General features: G+C 63.9%; 15 protein-coding genes. 6 read left to right on the top strand and 9 right to left on the bottom strand.

The annotated features are described in order from the left end of the window. Window positions 1-111: 111 nt before the first annotated feature. The gene (locus NKH41_RS16790; protein ID WP_502906026.1) at window positions 112-1560 is read left to right on the top strand and encodes an MFS transporter; all 1449 of its coding nucleotides are present in this window, start codon (window positions 112-114) and stop codon (window positions 1558-1560) included. A gap of 43 nt (window positions 1561-1603) precedes the next feature. Here the strand turns inward: NKH41_RS16790 and NKH41_RS16785 are convergent, their stop codons facing one another. After that, window positions 1604-2497 (bottom strand): DMT family transporter, encoded by an 894-nt coding sequence (locus tag NKH41_RS16785; RefSeq protein ID WP_352771479.1) that lies wholly within the window; start codon window positions 2495-2497, stop codon window positions 1604-1606. Window positions 2498-2601: 104 nt separating this feature from the next. Between NKH41_RS16785 and NKH41_RS16780 the strand changes: the two genes are divergently transcribed. After that, complete coding sequence (locus NKH41_RS16780) at window positions 2602-4005, top strand: aminotransferase-like domain-containing protein (protein WP_352771480.1); 1404 nt, start codon at window positions 2602-2604, stop codon at window positions 4003-4005. Window positions 4006-4044: 39 nt separating this feature from the next. Here the strand turns inward: NKH41_RS16780 and NKH41_RS16775 are convergent, their stop codons facing one another. The 3 genes from NKH41_RS16775 to NKH41_RS16765 form a co-directional block, all read right to left on the bottom strand. Then, a complete protein-coding gene (locus NKH41_RS16775) occupies window positions 4045-4542 on the bottom strand; it encodes a MaoC family dehydratase (RefSeq protein ID WP_352771482.1) in 498 nt (165 codons plus the stop codon). Window positions 4543-4672: 130 nt separating this feature from the next. Then, on the bottom strand, window positions 4673-5101 hold the full coding sequence (locus NKH41_RS16770; protein WP_352771484.1) for a phasin family protein: 429 nt from the start codon (window positions 5099-5101) through the stop codon (window positions 4673-4675). 94 nt (window positions 5102-5195) lie between these two features. Beyond that, on the bottom strand, window positions 5196-6500 hold the full coding sequence (locus NKH41_RS16765) for a DUF445 domain-containing protein (RefSeq protein WP_352771486.1): 1305 nt from the start codon (window positions 6498-6500) through the stop codon (window positions 5196-5198). A 191-nt stretch (window positions 6501-6691) separates the two neighbouring features. Between NKH41_RS16765 and rirA the strand changes: the two genes are divergently transcribed. Further along, the gene (gene rirA, locus NKH41_RS16760) at window positions 6692-7153 is read left to right on the top strand and encodes an iron-responsive transcriptional regulator RirA (RefSeq protein ID WP_352771488.1); all 462 of its coding nucleotides are present in this window, start codon (window positions 6692-6694) and stop codon (window positions 7151-7153) included. Between the two features lie 180 nt (window positions 7154-7333). Here the strand turns inward: rirA and NKH41_RS16755 are convergent, their stop codons facing one another. From NKH41_RS16755 to hemP, 5 genes are read right to left on the bottom strand one after another with little or no spacing between them, the layout of a single operon-like run. Further along, the gene (locus NKH41_RS16755) at window positions 7334-8122 is read right to left on the bottom strand and encodes a heme ABC transporter ATP-binding protein (RefSeq protein ID WP_352771489.1); all 789 of its coding nucleotides are present in this window, start codon (window positions 8120-8122) and stop codon (window positions 7334-7336) included. A 10-nt stretch (window positions 8123-8132) separates the two neighbouring features. After that, window positions 8133-9236: a FecCD family ABC transporter permease gene (locus tag NKH41_RS16750; RefSeq protein ID WP_352614008.1), complete on the bottom strand. Its 1104-nt coding sequence runs from the start codon at window positions 9234-9236 to the stop codon at window positions 8133-8135. A gap of 5 nt (window positions 9237-9241) precedes the next feature. Next, entirely contained in the window at window positions 9242-10150 is a 909-nt protein-coding gene (locus tag NKH41_RS16745) for a heme/hemin ABC transporter substrate-binding protein (RefSeq protein ID WP_352771491.1), read from the bottom strand. 11 nt (window positions 10151-10161) lie between these two features. Next, on the bottom strand, window positions 10162-11220 hold the full coding sequence (locus NKH41_RS16740) for a hemin-degrading factor (protein ID WP_352771493.1): 1059 nt from the start codon (window positions 11218-11220) through the stop codon (window positions 10162-10164). 9 nt (window positions 11221-11229) lie between these two features. Then, window positions 11230-11436, bottom strand: a complete 207-nt coding sequence (gene hemP / locus NKH41_RS16735) for a hemin uptake protein HemP (protein WP_352451949.1) — start codon at window positions 11434-11436, stop codon at window positions 11230-11232. Window positions 11437-11637: 201 nt separating this feature from the next. Between hemP and NKH41_RS16730 the strand changes: the two genes are divergently transcribed. Genes NKH41_RS16730 through NKH41_RS16720 form a run of 3 tightly spaced genes read left to right on the top strand, consistent with a single transcriptional unit; the run spans window position 11638 to window position 15616 of the window. Beyond that, complete coding sequence (locus NKH41_RS16730) at window positions 11638-13851, top strand: TonB-dependent hemoglobin/transferrin/lactoferrin family receptor (protein WP_502900192.1); 2214 nt, start codon at window positions 11638-11640, stop codon at window positions 13849-13851. A 4-nt stretch (window positions 13852-13855) separates the two neighbouring features. Continuing rightward, entirely contained in the window at window positions 13856-14287 is a 432-nt protein-coding gene (locus NKH41_RS16725) for a hypothetical protein (protein ID WP_352766840.1), read from the top strand. Between the two features lie 36 nt (window positions 14288-14323). After that, window positions 14324-15616, top strand: a complete 1293-nt coding sequence (locus tag NKH41_RS16720) for an energy transducer TonB family protein (protein ID WP_352933128.1) — start codon at window positions 14324-14326, stop codon at window positions 15614-15616. Window positions 15617-15789 lie beyond the last annotated feature (173 nt).

The following is a 15789-nucleotide window of genomic DNA, read 5'->3' as shown; positions in this document are numbered from 1 at the left end:
ATGTGGCGTTTTATGCACGAATAAGATGCAAATACTGCGCCTTCCGCCACATCATGCGAGGGATTAGCGTCCGACAGCTCCGATTGGGGGCTGCCGGCAAAGGAGTTCACCTTGGCATCGACCGCTGAAAAGACCTGGGACGAAGTTGCCCCGGTGAGCGCACGCTCGACCCGATGGGCATTGGCAAGCCTGTCGCTTTCAACGCTGCTGTCGTCGCTCGCCACCAGCATCGCCAGCGTCGGGCTGCCATCGCTGATGCAGGCATTCGGCGCATCGTTCCAGCTCGTGCAATGGGTCGTCCTGGCCTATCTGCTCGCCATTACTACCTTGATCGTCAGCGTCGGGCGGCTCGCCGACGTATTCGGCCGCCGACCGCTGTTGCTCGGCGGCATTGCCCTGTTCACGTTCGCATCGGTGCTTTGCGGGCTCGCGCCGACGCTCTGGCTGCTGATTGCCGCTCGGGCGGCACAGGGGCTCGGCGCGGCCATTATGATGGCTCTGACGCTGGCCTTTGTCGCCGACACGGTTCCCCGGGATAAAACCGGCAGCGCCATGGGCCTGCTCGGCGCCATGTCGGCGATCGGCACCATGCTTGGCCCCTCCCTTGGCGGACAGTTGATCGCCGGCCTCGGCTGGCGCGCGATCTTCCTCATCAATCTGCCATTGGGGATGCTGGCCTTTGCGCTTGCCTGGCGCTTCCTGCCGGCCGGAAAAAAGACGCCAGGTCGGCGCGGTTTCGACGGGATCGGCACGGCTTTGCTCGCGCTGACGCTAGCCGCCTATGCGCTCGCCATGACCCTTGGGCGTGGCAGTTTTGGTTCTCTCAATGTCGGCTTGCTGATTGCCGCAACCGTGGCTGGCCTGCTGTTTGTCATTGCGCAGACAAGGGTCCAGAACCCTTTGATTCAACCTGCGAGGTTCCGCGACCAGGCGTTGAACGCAAGCCTCGCCATGAACCTGATCGTCGCCACGGTGATGATGGCGACGCTGGTGGTCGCACCATTCTATCTGTCGCGCGCGCTTGGGCTAGACGCGGCCATGGTCGGGCTGGTTCTGTCGACCGGCCCTCTGGTTACCGCATTGGCGGCGCTGCCGGCCGGACGCCTGGTCGATCGTTTCGGGGCGAGCCGGATGATGATCGTCGGCCTGTTCGATCTCGCTATTGGCACCTTTGGTCTGTCGCGGGCGGAATTCGGTATTGCCGGCTATGTCGTACCAATCATCATCGTCTGCACCGGCTACAGCCTGTTTCAGACCTCCAACAATTCGGCCGTGATGACGGGCGTCGCATCCGACCAGCGTGGCGTCGTCTCCGGCCTGCTCAATCTGTCGCGCAATCTCGGCCTGATCACCGGTGCGTCGGTGATGGGCGCGGTGTTCGCCTTCGCATCGGCTGGGGAAGGCACTGGCTTGGCAGTGTTGGCACCTGCGGCAGCGGCACGAGGGATGCAGGTCACTTTCCAGCTGGCGACGGGCCTGGTGCTGATGGCGCTGATCCTTGCGGTATTTTCAGCCCGCGCCACGGCCGGGCGAACTGATATCGTTGCCAAGCATCCTTGAGGGTTTCCACCCCGTTCGCATGCAACTCCGGCAGCTGGCGCACCTATCTCGCATATCTCTTGGCACCGACGACGCAAAGTACGACGGCGGCGGTGACGGCGATCATGGCGGGACTGACCTGCTCATGCAGCAGCGCTGCCGCCAGCCCGAGGCCGAAGAAGGGCTGCAGCAGTTGCAACTGCCCGACGGCGGCGATGCCGCCTTGCGCCAGGCCGCGATACCAGAACACGAAACCGATCAGCATGCTGAACAGCGAAACATAGGCCAGACCGATCCAGGCGCCCCTGCCGGCACTTTCGAGCGACGGCGGCAAAGTGATGAACGTCAGCGCCAGCATGAGGGGCAGCGACAGCACCAGCGCCCACGAAATCACCTGCCAACCGCCGAGTTTGCGCGACAGCGCCGCTCCTTCGGCATAGCCCAATCCACACACGATGATGGCGGCCAGCATCAAGATGTCGCCGAGCGGCGAGACCGACAGGCCTTGGGTGACTGCGAAACCGGCGACAAGGGCGCTGCCGAGGCACGAGAACAGCCAGAACGCCGGCTTCGGGCGATCACCGCCTCGAACCACACCGAAGATCGCGGTCGCCAACGGCAACAGGCCGACGAAAATGATGGAGTGAGCCGACGTGATGTGCTTGAGCGCCAGCGCCGTCAGCAGGGGAAAGCCGACCACGACGCCAAGCGCCACGATCGCCAGCGGGAACAGATCTCGCCGCTCCGGACGCTTCTGACGAAAAATGAGCAGCAGCGCCAGGCCGAGGATGCCCGCCGAAGCCGCACGGGCGACCGTTACGAACACCGGATCGAAATCCATCACCGCCACGCGCGTCGCCGGAAGCGAACCGCTGAAGATCAGCACGCCTATGAACCCGTTGACCCAGCCACTCGCCGCCCAACCACTCGCCGCCCAACTACTCGCCACCTTGTCCATCGATGCCCCGCTGATTTCGCCCTCTATCGGGCCGGGCGTCTGGCTCCGCCAGAGACAATCAGGTACAGTTTGACAAAACCGTCATGGTAGGGCGAGCAGTACGGATGGATGAGCAGACGACAACAGATGAGGGCAGCCGGACGCTTGTCGAAAGCGTCATGGCGACGATCAGGCACAGGATCGCCGCGCGCAGCCTCACACCGGGAACGCGGCTGCCTTCGATCCGGGCGTTTGCGAAGGCCATGCAGGTTTCCAAATCCACCGTGGTCGAAGCCTATGAGCGTCTTGCGGCGGAAGGCATGATCCGCTCGCGGCCGGGCTCGGGTTTCTATGCCGCCGGACCGTTGGCTCCGTTGTCGCTGGCCGAGATCGGCCCTAGGCTTGACCGTGCCGTCGACCCGCTCTGGGTCTCGCGCCAATCGCTGGAAGCCGGCGACGGCGTCCTGAAACCGGGTTGCGGCTGGCTGCCGGCAACATGGATGCCCGAGGCCGGATTGCGCCGGGCACTGCGGACGACGGCCCGCGCCGACGACGCCGCCCTGACCGACTACGGCACGCCGCTCGGCTTGCCGGCGCTACGCCATCTGCTGGCGCGGCGCATGGCCGAGCACGGTATCGAAGCCTCCCCGGACCAGATCATGCTGGCGGAATCGGGCACTCAGGCGATCGACCTGCTGTGCCGGTTCCTGCTCGAACCGGGTGACACGGTGTTGGTCGACGATCCCTGCTACTTCAACTTCCATGCCCTGTTGCGCGCCCATCGGGCCAAGGTGATCAGCGTCCCCTACACGCGCTCGGGTCCGGACATCGAGCTGTTCGCGCAGGCACTGAACGAGCATCGGCCGCGCCTCTACATCACCAATTCGGCGCTCCACAATCCGACCGGCGCCATATTGTCCCCGGTCGTTGCCCATCGGGTGCTGAAGCTCGCCGACCAGTCAGGGCTGACCATCATCGAGGACGATATCTTCGCCGATTTCGAACACACGCCCGCGCCCCGGCTGGCTGCCTTCGACGGCCTCAGCCGGGTCATCCACATCGGAAGCTTTTCCAAGACGCTGTCGGCATCGGTGCGCTGCGGCTTCATCGCCGCTCCTCGCGACTGGATGGAAGGATTGACCGATCTCAAGATCGCCACGTCGTTCGGCAGCGGTCGGCTTGCATCCGAACTGGTACTGACGCTGCTGAAGGATGGCCTCTATCGCAAGCACGTGGACCTGCTGCGCGCGCGGCTTTCGCGCGCAATGGAGGAAACCAGCACCCGCCTGAGGGCGATCGGCATCGTGCCATGGATAGATCAGCCGGCCGGCATGTTTCTGTGGTGCAGGCTGCCGGAGGGGATAGATGCCGCGGATGTCGCCCGCCATGCCCTGTCGGCCAACGTCGTCCTCGCGCCCGGCAATGCGTTCAGCCTGTCCCGGTCGGCCAGCCGTTTCATGCGCTTCAACGTCGCGCAGTCCGAAGATGACCGGATTTTCAGGGCGCTTGAACAGGCGATGTCGCGTTGATTCGCGCTGCCGGAACCCTGCTGGCCTGAGGCTGTGCTCTCAGGCCCCTGCCCGCTTGCGGCGTGCGTAAAGCATGACGAGCGTCTCGGCGGTCAGCGCCGGCCTCTGCTCGCCTTCGATCTCGACCGTATTGGCGGCCTTCATCAGATATTGCCCCGGACCTTTGTCTTCCATCGACAACAGCGTGGTGCGCAGCCTGATTCGCGAGCCGACCCTGACCGGCGCCACGAAGCGCACTTTGTCGAAACCGTAATTGAACGCGGCCTGCGTGTTTTCGGGTACGATCCCCATCTCGAGCGCCAGCGCGCCGATGATCGACAGGGTCAGATAGCCATGCGCGATCGTGGTGCGGAACGGGCTTTGCCGCCTCGCCCGCTCGGGATCGACATGGATCCATTGATGATCGCCCGTACATTCGGCAAACTGGTCGATGCGGTGCTGATCGACCAGTGTCCAGTCCGAGACGCCCAACTCCTGCCCGGCCATCGCCCTGAGTTGCTCGAAGGTCGGCGGCGTCCTCGGCCGTATCTGCGTCATTCCTGCTTTCCCGATCGCTTGCCTGTTCCGGACCACGACGGGCCGCCCCTGTCAATTCGCCAGTGCGATTCCAGCCCATAATCTTCGGCCGTCGGTCTTCGCCGCCGCCAAGTGTGCTGCCGGGGAACAGCTACCTCTTGTCGTGGCCGGCGCGGATCTCCTCCATCGCCTCCTTGATGCGGCTGCGCAGGATTTCGATCGATTCGGTGCCGGACGCCCTCGCCAGTTCGGCCATCTCGCCGGCATTCTTCAGCGCGGTCTCGAAGGATTTCCTGGCGAACGCCGCCTGCTTCTGCATCATTTCCTGCCGATTGCCGGGCGCTCTGTAGGTTTGTGCCATGTCGGTGATTTCGCGCAGCGTGTCCTGCAGCATCTCGCGTTGCCTTGACAACAGCGCCGACGCTCCGGCGGCACTCGCCCTGGCCGACTTCTCCAGCGCTTCCAGGTTCTTGGCGTGGTGGGCGAGGATCGCCTCGACATCGACATTCGGCAGCTTCAGGTCGCGGCCGAACTTGCCGAACATGTCGATGAAGGACTCGGACTCCGGTCGTTTTGCCATGCTGGTTCTCTCCCCCTTGAGGGCCCTTGTTGCCGTGAACGCCGCCACGGCACGGAAGATAGTGCAGCGAAGCTCAGCGGTCCATTCGGACGAGTCAGCCGACAAGAAACAGCCGTTCGGCGATGTAGAGCACGAGCCCGGCAAGACCACCGATGATCATGCCGTTGAAGCGGATGTATTGCAGGTCCTTGCCGATGTTCATTTCGATAAGCCTTGTCAATTGCGCGAGGTCCCAGCGCTTGACCTGGTCAGCGATGAACTTCGACACGCCGCTCTTCTGGCTTTCGACGAAGGACGCCAGCGCCACGATGAAGCCCTGGTTCATGTCGGCCCTGATCTGCGCGTCGTCGGCAAGATGGCGGCCGACCTCGACGAACATGGTGGCGAGATGGTCGCGGATCATCGAATTCGGCGCCTTGGCGTCCTGTTCGATGAACAGCCGCAGGCTGTCCCACATATCGCCGGCCAGCGCGCTGAGCTCCGGCCGGGCAAGGAAATCGCGCTTCAGCTTTTCGGCGCGCCTGGCATATTGTTTGGATGTCCTCAGCCGCTCGACGAAGCTTTCGACGAAAAGGTCGAATTCGACTCGCATCGGATGGTGCGGATCGGCCCGCACCTCATCGAGCAGCGAGCCGGCCGACGCAATGATCTTCTTCAACAGATAGGCGTCGGCGCGAAACAGGTTGAACAGCGACGGCAGTTCCTCGCGGATCTTCTCGCGCATCGTCGCCAGCGCCTGCTCGTCGCTCAGGAAGCGGCCGACCACCTTGGTGAACTCGTCGAATAATTTCTGGTGGCGGCGATCGTCAGTCAGCGCCGACAGCAGCTCGGCGGCGAGCGGCGCCAGCGGCACCTTTTCGATCTGCTCCAGCATACGGCTGGTGACGAAGCCGCGCAGCCCGGATTGCTCGACCGCCGCCAGCGTCTGCGGCACCAGCCGGCCGACGAAGCGCGACAAATCGGCGGCGCGGTTCGGGTCGGCCAGCCAGTCCGCGACCAGCGCGGAAAAGTCGACCTCGGCGAGCTTTTCGCGCACCGGTTCCGGCGCCAGGAAATTCACCTCGATGAAGCGGCCGAGATTGTCGGCGATGCGGTTCTGGTTTTCCGGGATGATGGCCGTATGCGGGATCGGCAGGCCAAGCGGCCGCCGAAACAGCGCCACCACCGCATACCAGTCGGCCAGCCCGCCGATCGTCGCCGCCTCGGCGAAAGCGGCGACGAAGCCCAGCCAGGCATGCCGGCTCTCGAGCGATTTCGCCACCGCGAAGATCAGCAGGCAAAACGCGAGTGCTGCGGCGGCGACGAACTTGGTGCGCCTGAGCGCCGAAAGCTTGGCGTCGGCATCGGCGTCGAACCGGACGGACGCGACGGATGCAAATGCCGGGGCTGGTCGTGACATGATGGGCCGCTCCTGATCGTGTATGCGAACTTATCTAGTGCCGCCTGCCCTAGAAAGCGCGCCGCTGGTTCCGGTGCGCGCAATCGTGCACGCAAACTTGACGCCGGAATTCATCTATTATGCAGCGCCAGTCTGGAATTGTTCCAAACTATAGGCCATATTGACGCCAACCACTGTTATGTGAGGACACAATGCGGCTTACCCGTCAGACCAACTACGCCATGCGCATTCTGATGTATTGCGCCGCCAACACCGAGCGGTTGAGCCGCATCCCCGAGATCGCCGCCGCCTATTCGGTATCGGAACTTTTCCTGTTCAAGATCCTGCAGCCGCTGGTCGAAAACGGCCTGATCGAAACGGTGCGCGGCAGGAATGGCGGCGTCAGGCTCGGCCGCACGGCCGAATCAATCAGCCTGTTCGATGTCGTGCGGGTAACGGAGGAAAGCTTTGCCATGGCCGAGTGCTTCGAGAACGACGCCGCCGAATGTCCGCTGGTTGACAGCTGCGCACTGAATTCGGCATTGCGCGAAGCGCTCAACGCCTTCTTCGCCGTGCTGTCGCGCTACACGATCGCTGACCTAGTGGCGGCGCGCCCGAATGTGCGCCACCTGCTCGGCATCGACATGCTGGTGCAAAGGGCGCCGGCCGCCTGATTTCTGGTCGCATCTCAATTGGTGAGGTCTGTTGAGATTCAGGTCAGGCCGAGCCGGAGTCGAAGACGGGCGCGAAGCGACCAAAATGGTGGGTTCCGAGAACCGGAACGGAGTACGTTTGGGTACGTGAGTACCGGAAGCGCAGGAAACCGCCATTTGCAGGCCGGCATCACCTGAATATCAACAGACCGACTGCGGCAATACGAACGGCATGTTTGCGGCCGGCAACACGCCGACCTTCAGCCGGCAATCGAAGACCTTTTCGATCAGCTCGTCGCTGAGCACCTGTTGCGGCGAACCTGTCGCGGCAAGCCTGCCGCGATGCATGACGAAAATCCGGTCGGCATACATCGCCGTCAAATTGAGGTCGTGCAGGATGGCGACCACGCCGCCTCCCCGTCTGGCGAAATCGCGCGCGATGTCCATGATGATCAGCTGGTGCTTGATATCGAGGCTGGACACCGGCTCATCGAGGAACAAATAGCGCGGCTTGCCATCGAGCACCGGCGCCCAGACCTGGCAGAGTACGCGGGCAAGCTGCACGCGCTGCTGCTCGCCGCCGGACAGCTCCTGGTAGAAGCGGCCGGCAAAACCGTCGAGGTCGACGCGAGCCAGCGCCCGTTCGGGCAGGCGCTGGTCCTCGCCGGGCAACGCGCCGGAGCGCCCGCCGACCAGGCCTAGCCTGACGATCTCACGCACGGTGAACGGAAACGACAGCGTCGTCGCCTGCGGCAGCACCGCGCGCAGTGTCGCCGCTTCGAGAGGCTTCATCGCGGATAGATTGCGGCCGTTGACGGTGACCTCTCCCGAATAGCCAAGATCGCCGGACAGTGCTCTGAGGAAGGTCGTCTTGCCCGAACCGTTGGGGCCGACGATGGCCGCGATTTCGCCGGGCCGCGCCTCGAAATCGACATTGGCGACAATGCGCTTGCCTCCAATCGCCACCGAGACATCGCGCGCTTCGATCATAGGCAAACCCTCACAAGTCGATGACGCCGCGCTTGCGCAGCAGGATCCACAGGAAGAACGGCGCACCGGCGACCGCGGTGACGATGCCGATCGGCAATTCGGCCGGGGCAACGATGGTGCGGGCGACGGCGTCGGCCAACAGCAGCAGCGCGGCACCAAGCAGTGCCGATGCCGGCAGCAAATAGCGGTTGTCGGGGCCGATCAGCAGGCGCAGCAAATGCGGCACGACGATGCCGACGAAGCCGATGCCGCCGCTGACGGCGACCGACGCGCCGACCGCTGCCGAGACGCCGACAATCGCGGAGTATTTCAGCCGCTGCACCGGAATGCCGAGATGGCCGGCCGTGGCCTCGCCGAGCGCCAGCGCGTTGAGGCCGCGCGCCAGGAACGGCATTGCCGCCAGCGCCAGCACGATGACCGGCCCGACCGAGCCGATCTTCTGCCAGGTTGCGCCGCCCAGCGAGCCGAGCTGCCAGAAGGTCAGGTCGCGCAATTGCCGGTCGTCGGCCATGAAGATCAGGATGCCGGTCAGCGCCATGGCAAGCGCGGCCAGCGCGATGCCGGCGAGCAGCATGGTGGCGACGGAGGTCTGGCCTTGCCGTGTCGCGACCCGATAGAGCAGCAATGTCGTAGCCAGCCCGCCGCAGAACGCAGCCAGCGGCAAAGCCATCGTGCCGAGCGCCGAAGTCAGCGGCGCCAGCATGGTCGAGCCAAGCACGATGACGGCGACCGCACCGAGGCTCGATCCGGCCGAAACGCCGATCAGGCCGGGGTCGGCCAGCGGATTGCGGAACAACCCCTGCATGACGGCACCGGAGACTGCGAGCGATGCGCCGATCAGCACGCCCAGAACAACGCGCGGCAGACGGATGTCATGGATGATCAGGCGGTCGCGGGCGCTCAATGCCGCGTCGCCGGGCAACGCGCCGAACAGCCAATCATGCATGACGCCGATGGCCGAGGCATCGGATGCGCCGGAGGTCAGCGACAACATCGCGGCGATAGTCAACCCGACGCAGAGCAGCACGATGACAAGGCGGGCGCGCCGCGAACGATCACCCTCGGCTGCCGTCGCCATGATGCCCGCCGCACCGGCGATCGAATGATCCGCCATCGCGCTCAATCCGTGACCTGGCCGCCATAGAGCGAGACGGCGAGGTCGTGGATGGCGTCGGCCGTGCGCGGGCCGAAGCCGAGCAGATAGCCGCCGTCCATGCGGATCAGCTTGCGGGCGGCACCCGCCGGCGTCGAAGCCACGGCAGGGTTCGAAAACAATTCGTCATCCGCGGTGGCCGGCCCGGCGTTGTTCATCATCAGGATCACGTCGGGCCTGGCGGTGATGACTGCCTCGTCCGACAATTGCTTGTAGCCGGCAAAGCCGTCGATGGCGTTGATGCCGCCCGAAAGCTTGATGATGCCGTCGGCGGCGGTGTCGCTGCCGGCAGCAAGCAGCTTGCCGCCCTGCATCGACAGCACGAACAGGATGCGCCTGCGCTCCTTGATCGAGGCGGTCTGCTTTTCGGCTGCCTTCAGCTTGGCGTCTATCTGGGCCGCCAGCGCATCGGCCTTGGCCTCGGTGCCAAGCGCCTTGCCGACGATGTGGATCTTTTCGAGAATGCCTTGATTATCATAGCGCTCGGTCACCTCGATGAACGGGATGCTTGAGTTCTTCAAGACGTCGACGGCTTCCTTCGGTCCGCTGCCGCGCAGGGCCAATATGCCCGACGGCTTGACCGACAGCACACCCTCCGGCGACAGCTGGCGCATGTAGCCGATATCCGGCAGTTCCACCGCCGCTTGCGGATAGCGGCTGGTCGAATCGCGTGCGACAAGACGATCCTGTTCACCGAGCGCGTAGACGATCTCGGTGATCGAGCCACCAATAGCCACGATCCTCGAGCGATCGGCGAAAGTCGCGATGCCCTCAGCGGCTTGAGCCGTTATCAGCGCGGCGAAGGCCAGGAAAACGGCGGCCGCAGGACCAAGCGCCGACCTGGAGACCGATGCCAGCCTGGAGACAAGAACCATCGTCGTTTTCCTCAGGCTGCGGTCGGGCTTGGGATACGCGGCAGGTTTTCGGCCAGAAAGCGCCAGTCGTCGCGCTCGCTTTCGCCTTCATGCCGCTTACCGAAGAACTGGATGATCATCTTGCCGTCGGCGCCATAGACTTCGAGCGACGTGACATGGCCGTCCCCGGTCGGCTTGCGCACGGCCCAGACCTCATCGATGTGGTCGGTCCGCAGGTGCAGATGGAAGTTCTGGTCGAGCACGTTGAGCCATGGTCCCATCGGCTTGATCGAGGCGACGGGGCCGGAATGGATCTGGATGCAGCCGCGATTGCCGACAAAGCACATGATCGGCATGGCGCCGGCAGCGGCGTGGTTGAACATGGCGTTCACTGCATCCTTGTCGACCAGCCAGGCGTAGTCCTGGCCGACCATGCGCACCGCCTGTCGGCGGCTGATCTTCAGTGTCTTCAGCATGCCGAAGAACTGGTGCACGTCGGTCAGCCGGCTCCAGCGGTCGCGCAGATCGTCGATGCTCGCCGAATTGTCCGCAGTCTCGGTCTCGTCAGCCGTGCCCGCTGAAATCGCCACCGTCGGCTCCTGGTTCGGCGATTCCAGCCCGGCCACCAGTTTCTGATAGGCGTAGAGGTTGGAGGCTGGCCTGAGATGCACCTTGTGTACCGCCTCGCCTGCGGTGTCGAAGAACTGCAGGCTGCGGCGGATGTCGGCGCCATCGCGCTTTTCCACGGCAAAGCCGTGCGCCCAAACTTTTGGGAAAATACGCAGGTCGATATTTTCGCCGAGCACCATGGCATTGTGATTACCGGTGACAACCTTGTCGTAGACGCCGATCTTCTCGTGCACCGCGCTTTCGTTGCGGGTCAGCGCCATCACCTCACCGACAGCTTCGAGGCCAGTCAAAAGGTCGTTGACACGCGGCTCGACGCGCACGACGCCGTCGCCGCAATGCGCGGCGACCAGTTCGGCCTCCGAAATACCGAGCTGGGCGGCGAGGTCGCGCTCGCGCATTTTCGGATTGTCTGCCCGTGCCCGCCGGATCTCGTGCGGGGCGGGTTTTACGCGCTGGTCCATTTCTGCCACCTACTTGTTGAGGATGAGCTTGCCCTGCCGGGTGATCTTCAGCCGGTACAGCGCACCATGATGCTCGATGCCGATCTCGTGCTCGCCCTGGAACAGCGTGTTGCTGGACAGCGTTCTCACGGCCGATTGGACCCGGTCGAAACGGACGGAATTTTCGTCGGAACGGCGGACGCGATAGCGAAAGTCGCTGGGATTGTGCGTGTTCATTGGTTCGATCCCTTTCCTGTGCCGGGCATCTGGCGCGGCGCCTGCGTGAAATGCCGATTCAATTCTTGACTCGAATGATCATGTTATCTAGCAGTGCAATACCGGAGTAAATGAGTCAACATTTAAGACGCCGGACACGATGAAAAATGCCAGCGAGCCCCAAGCCAGCCAGCATCGAACATGGATTCTTGGAGCTGCAGCATGGGGTTGGCGAATTGGGGACGGCTGGCGGGCAGCGGCCTGACACATTGTTCTATGACAAGCAAAATGGCCGCGTTGCTGGCCGGCGCGGCGGCGATCCCGCTGCTTGCCACACCGGCCGGCGCCCAGCAGGCCGCCCAACCGGCAGCCGACCAGCAGCAGACTGACCCGTCTCAACAGCCCGAAAAGGTAAAGCCGGCCCCGGCGGGTACCACACTGCTCGACAAGATCCTGATCCTCAGCCGTACCGGCGAGACGGCGATCGAGTCGCTTGCTTCAGCCAGCCATGTCGACGAGGAACAGCTCGAGCGCCGCATGGCGACGACGCCCAACGAAATGCTGTTCGGTGTGCCGGGTGTCGCCGTCCAGGCCGACACAAGGCGTGTCAGTTCCAGCATCAACATCCGCGGCCTGCAGGACTTCGGCCGCGTCTCCGTCATCGTCGACGGCGCCCGCCAGAATTTCCAGCGCTCGGATCATGGCACGCAATCGACCTTCTACATCGATCCCGAATTGATCAAATCCGTCGATGTGATCCGCGGTCCGGTCGCCAACACCTATGGCTCCGGGGCGATCGGCGGCGTCGTATTTTTCGACACCAAGGATGCGCAGGATTTCCTCAAGCCCGACGAGACCTGGGCGGCATCCGCGACCGGGCGCTACGAAACCAACGGCGAAGGCTGGACCACCAGCGCCACCGGCGCCTATCGGATCAACGAGAACTGGGACGTGCTCGGCAATATCGTCTACCGCGACTATGACGACTACGAGCATGGCGGCGGCGACACTGTAGCGGGCACCGGCTTCGACGTCTTGAGCGGCCTCCTCAAGACGACCATCCGCCCCAGCGAAAACAGCGAGCTGAAGCTGGGCTGGATCGGCTCGAACGACGGATGGACCGAGACCAGCGGCAGCGCGCCGGTGAACGACGCCGACCTGAAGGCGAATACCTTCACGGCCCGCTACAACATCACCGACCAAGACAAGAGCTGGCTCGACCTCCACATCAACGCATCCTACAACAAGACCAAGCTCGATCTGACGACCCTTGTCGCGCAAAACCGGTTTGATCCGGTCACCGGTCTGCCCGTGGTTTTGCCGGCGGGTTCGAAATCGACGTTCGACATCGGCACCTCCGGCATCGACATTTGGAACACGTCGAGATTCGAGGCCGTCGGCATTGCGCATGAGCTGACCTATGGCGGCGACTGGGTTGGCGACGATGTCGAGACAGGCGGCACGGCGGGCGGCGACAGCTTCTATACGCCCTCGGGCAACAGGAACGTCTCCGGCGCTTACGTTCAGGACAAGCTCACCTGGGACTGGCTCGAGATCATCGCCGGGCTGCGCTACGACAGCTACAAGCTTGACAGCGATGTCGGCGAAACCTCTGGCGACCGGCTGTCGCCACGCATCACAGTGGGCATTTCGCCCTTCGAGAGCGCCAGCCTTTCCGGGCTGCAATTCTACGGCACCTACGCTGAAGGCTATCGTTCTCCGTCGCTGTCGGAGACCCTGATCAGCGGCAACCATCCAGCCGGCGTCAGCTTCCCGTTCCTCCCCAATCCCAATCTCAAGCCCGAAACCGGCAAGACCGTGGAGTTTGGCGTCAATTACAGCACCAACGGCGTCATCGAGGCTGATGACGCGCTGCGGCTGAAGGCGGCCTATTTCAACAACAACGTCGACGACTACATTGATGGCGTAACGCTATCACCGTTCGACCCGACCAGCGGCTGCCCGTTCGGCCCGGGCATCCCGATCTGCTTCCAGTATCAGAACTTCGCCAAGGCCAAGATCCACGGTTTCGAGATGGAGGGCGTCTATGATGCCGCCTGGGGCTTTGCCGGGCTTTCGGCGTCGTTCACCGACGGCCATACGATTTCCTATGAAGGCGAACGGGCGGACCTTGTCACCGTCCCTTCCTCCCAGGTCACCGGGCAACTCGGCTTTCGCTTCCTCGAGGACAGGCTGACCGTCGGCGGCGAGGTGCAATACAACGGCAAGCCGCAGGGCAACGCCGTCGCCAAGGACTACACGCTGGTTAATGCCTTCGCCAGCTACCAGGCAACCGACAATTTCAAGGTCGATTTCCGCGCCGACAATCTGTTCGACGTCAAATACGCCAACCCGCTGAACGCATCAACCACCAGTGTTGTCTACGAGCCAGGCGTCACCCTGAAGCTGGCGGCGACCATGAGGTTTGGAGGCTGAGACAATGAAAGGCATGACGGCATCCCTTCGTCTGTTCGCCGCGGTGCTGGCAATATTGCTTGCGGCGGCTCCAGCGTGGACACAACAGCAAGCACCGGCGCTGATCCTCGAGCTCAACGGCGCGCAGCCCTCCGACAAGGGCTGCCGCCTGACCTTCGTGGTCACCAACAATCTCGGCGCCGACCTTTCCAAGGCGGCATTCGAGATCGCATTGTTCAACGAGGCCGGCGTCGTCGAGCGGCTGACCGTGCTCGACTTCAAGGAGCTGCCCGCAGGCAAGACCAAGGTGACGCGTTTCGATCTTGCCGGCACGGATTGCGGCAAGGTCAGCCGCGTGTTGATCAACAGCGCCACGGAATGCGCCGGCGCCGAGCCGAATGCCTGCATGCGCGGGCTGACGACGCAGACCAGGACCGGCATCGCCTTCGGGGTCTGAATTTTGGGACCGGAACCCGCATTCGCGCGAAACGCCGTGGCGTGGCCACTAGCCGGTTTCCTGCCGCCGGAGCCGGACGATCCGGACTTCGCCATCCCGCGCGAGGCGCTGCGTGTTTCGCTGCGCGACAGGCCGGAAGACAGTTACATCGCCGATGCCGACGGCGACTTGCCGACGGTGCCTGCGGAGCCATTGCGGCAGGCACGACAGACGCGGCGGCGCCGCAACTGGACGGTGGCGATCGCCTGCTCTTGCGCATTCCACGTAGCCGTGGCGCTGGCCTTTCTCACGCTGCCGGACGACCGGCCAAGCATCGAAGGTGCCGACCAGCAAGGCGAAATGCTGCTCGGCGCCGACCCGCAGCAGGCGGCCGGCGATGTCGCAGACGACCCGGACGTGGCCAACGTGACGATGGTGACCATGCTGGACGCCAAGCCGGTCGAAACGGTCGAGGCGCAGGCGGCCGCGGCAGAGGAGACGCTCCAGCCGGTCACCAATGCGGCGGAGACATCGGACAAAGAAGTGGTGGAGCCGGTCAGCGAGGCCGCCACGGAAATCGCTGCCGTTGCCGACCGGGCCGAGCCTGCGCAAACTGTCCAGCCGGCGCGCCAGGACCCGTCGCCCGACATTCTTGCGACCGACAGGCTGGTGCCTGCCGACGGCAATGCCGTGCCGCCGCCAGTCAGCGCGGCCGAAACGGCCGAGCCTGCCGAGAGAAGCGCACCGGCACCAGCCGATCCGAAGCCAGCCGAAACAGTTCAGACGACCGAGACAGTCGGCGCGGCGGAAGAACCGAAGCCGGACAGGCCGGAGCCCAGGCAGCCGAAGAAGGCAACCGCAAAGAACAAGCCGGCCAGGAAGGCCGAACCAAACGAGCCTGAAAAGCCGGCCCTGCGCAAGAAGGCGGGCAAGGCTGCGGCCAAAGCCGACACCAAGAAGAAAAAAGCCGGCTCCGGCGGCCGTGACGAAACGGATGTCGCGCGCGGCATGGCCGACGGCAGGAAGGACGGCAAGATCCTGACCGCCAGCAGAGGCGGCAAATCAGGCATCGGCAATGCAGCCGTCACGAACTATCCCGGCAAGATCAGGTCAAAACTGGTGCGGGCCTTCCATTCGACACGCACACGCGCCACCGGCACAGCAACCGTTGCCTTTACCGTCGGCTCGAATGGCAGCGTCCGGTCAGCCAGGCTGACGGGCAGTTCGGGTGTTGCCGCGCTGGACAAAGCCGCACTCGACGCAGTCCGCCGGGCTTCTCCGTTTCCTCCCATTCCGGAAGGAGCCGGTCGCTCGGCTTGGCAGTTCGAAGTGCCGCTCGGTATCAGGTAACGATCGTCCTCATGCGGATACCAAAGTCGGCGCCACCCCTGCCCCGAGTTGTGTGCGTCAAGTTCTGCAAAATGGCGTGGCATCGCGGTGACGTCGGCGTGTCCGCCGCGCAGCCCCCGTGTTTAGCGGAGCGGCGGACACATGACGGTGCTCAGGCGGCCAAGGCCCTCAGG

It is taken from the genome of Mesorhizobium sp. M1169, assembly GCF_040318345.1.
Lineage (GTDB): Bacteria > Pseudomonadota > Alphaproteobacteria > Rhizobiales > Rhizobiaceae > Mesorhizobium.
Note: the sequence above shows the minus strand (reverse complement) of the source record. Positions and strands in the feature narration are given on the sequence as shown.

What these genes read in the sequence shown, in the direction of transcription:
- NKH41_RS16785 (WP_352771479.1), bottom strand. Translation starts at nt 2,497, where the DNA reads ATGGACAAGGTGGCGAGTAGTTGGGCGGCGAGTGGTTGGGCGGCGAGT.
- NKH41_RS16770 (WP_352771484.1), bottom strand. Translation starts at nt 5,101, where the DNA reads ATGGCAAAACGACCGGAGTCCGAGTCCTTCATCGACATGTTCGGCAAG.
- hemP (WP_352451949.1), bottom strand. Translation starts at nt 11,436, where the DNA reads ATGAACACGCACAATCCCAGCGACTTTCGCTATCGCGTCCGCCGTTCC.
- NKH41_RS16730 (WP_502900192.1), top strand. Translation starts at nt 11,638, where the DNA reads ATGGGGTTGGCGAATTGGGGACGGCTGGCGGGCAGCGGCCTGACACAT.
- NKH41_RS16745 (WP_352771491.1), bottom strand. Translation starts at nt 10,150, where the DNA reads ATGGTTCTTGTCTCCAGGCTGGCATCGGTCTCCAGGTCGGCGCTTGGT.
- NKH41_RS16775 (WP_352771482.1), bottom strand. Translation starts at nt 4,542, where the DNA reads ATGACGCAGATACGGCCGAGGACGCCGCCGACCTTCGAGCAACTCAGG.
- NKH41_RS16755 (WP_352771489.1), bottom strand. Translation starts at nt 8,122, where the DNA reads ATGATCGAAGCGCGCGATGTCTCGGTGGCGATTGGAGGCAAGCGCATT.
- NKH41_RS16765 (WP_352771486.1), bottom strand. Translation starts at nt 6,500, where the DNA reads ATGTCACGACCAGCCCCGGCATTTGCATCCGTCGCGTCCGTCCGGTTC.
- rirA (WP_352771488.1), top strand. Translation starts at nt 6,692, where the DNA reads ATGCGGCTTACCCGTCAGACCAACTACGCCATGCGCATTCTGATGTAT.
- NKH41_RS16740 (WP_352771493.1), bottom strand. Translation starts at nt 11,220, where the DNA reads ATGGACCAGCGCGTAAAACCCGCCCCGCACGAGATCCGGCGGGCACGG.
- NKH41_RS16725 (WP_352766840.1), top strand. Translation starts at nt 13,856, where the DNA reads ATGAAAGGCATGACGGCATCCCTTCGTCTGTTCGCCGCGGTGCTGGCA.
- NKH41_RS16780 (WP_352771480.1), top strand. Translation starts at nt 2,602, where the DNA reads ATGGATGAGCAGACGACAACAGATGAGGGCAGCCGGACGCTTGTCGAA.
- NKH41_RS16750 (WP_352614008.1), bottom strand. Translation starts at nt 9,236, where the DNA reads ATGGCGGATCATTCGATCGCCGGTGCGGCGGGCATCATGGCGACGGCA.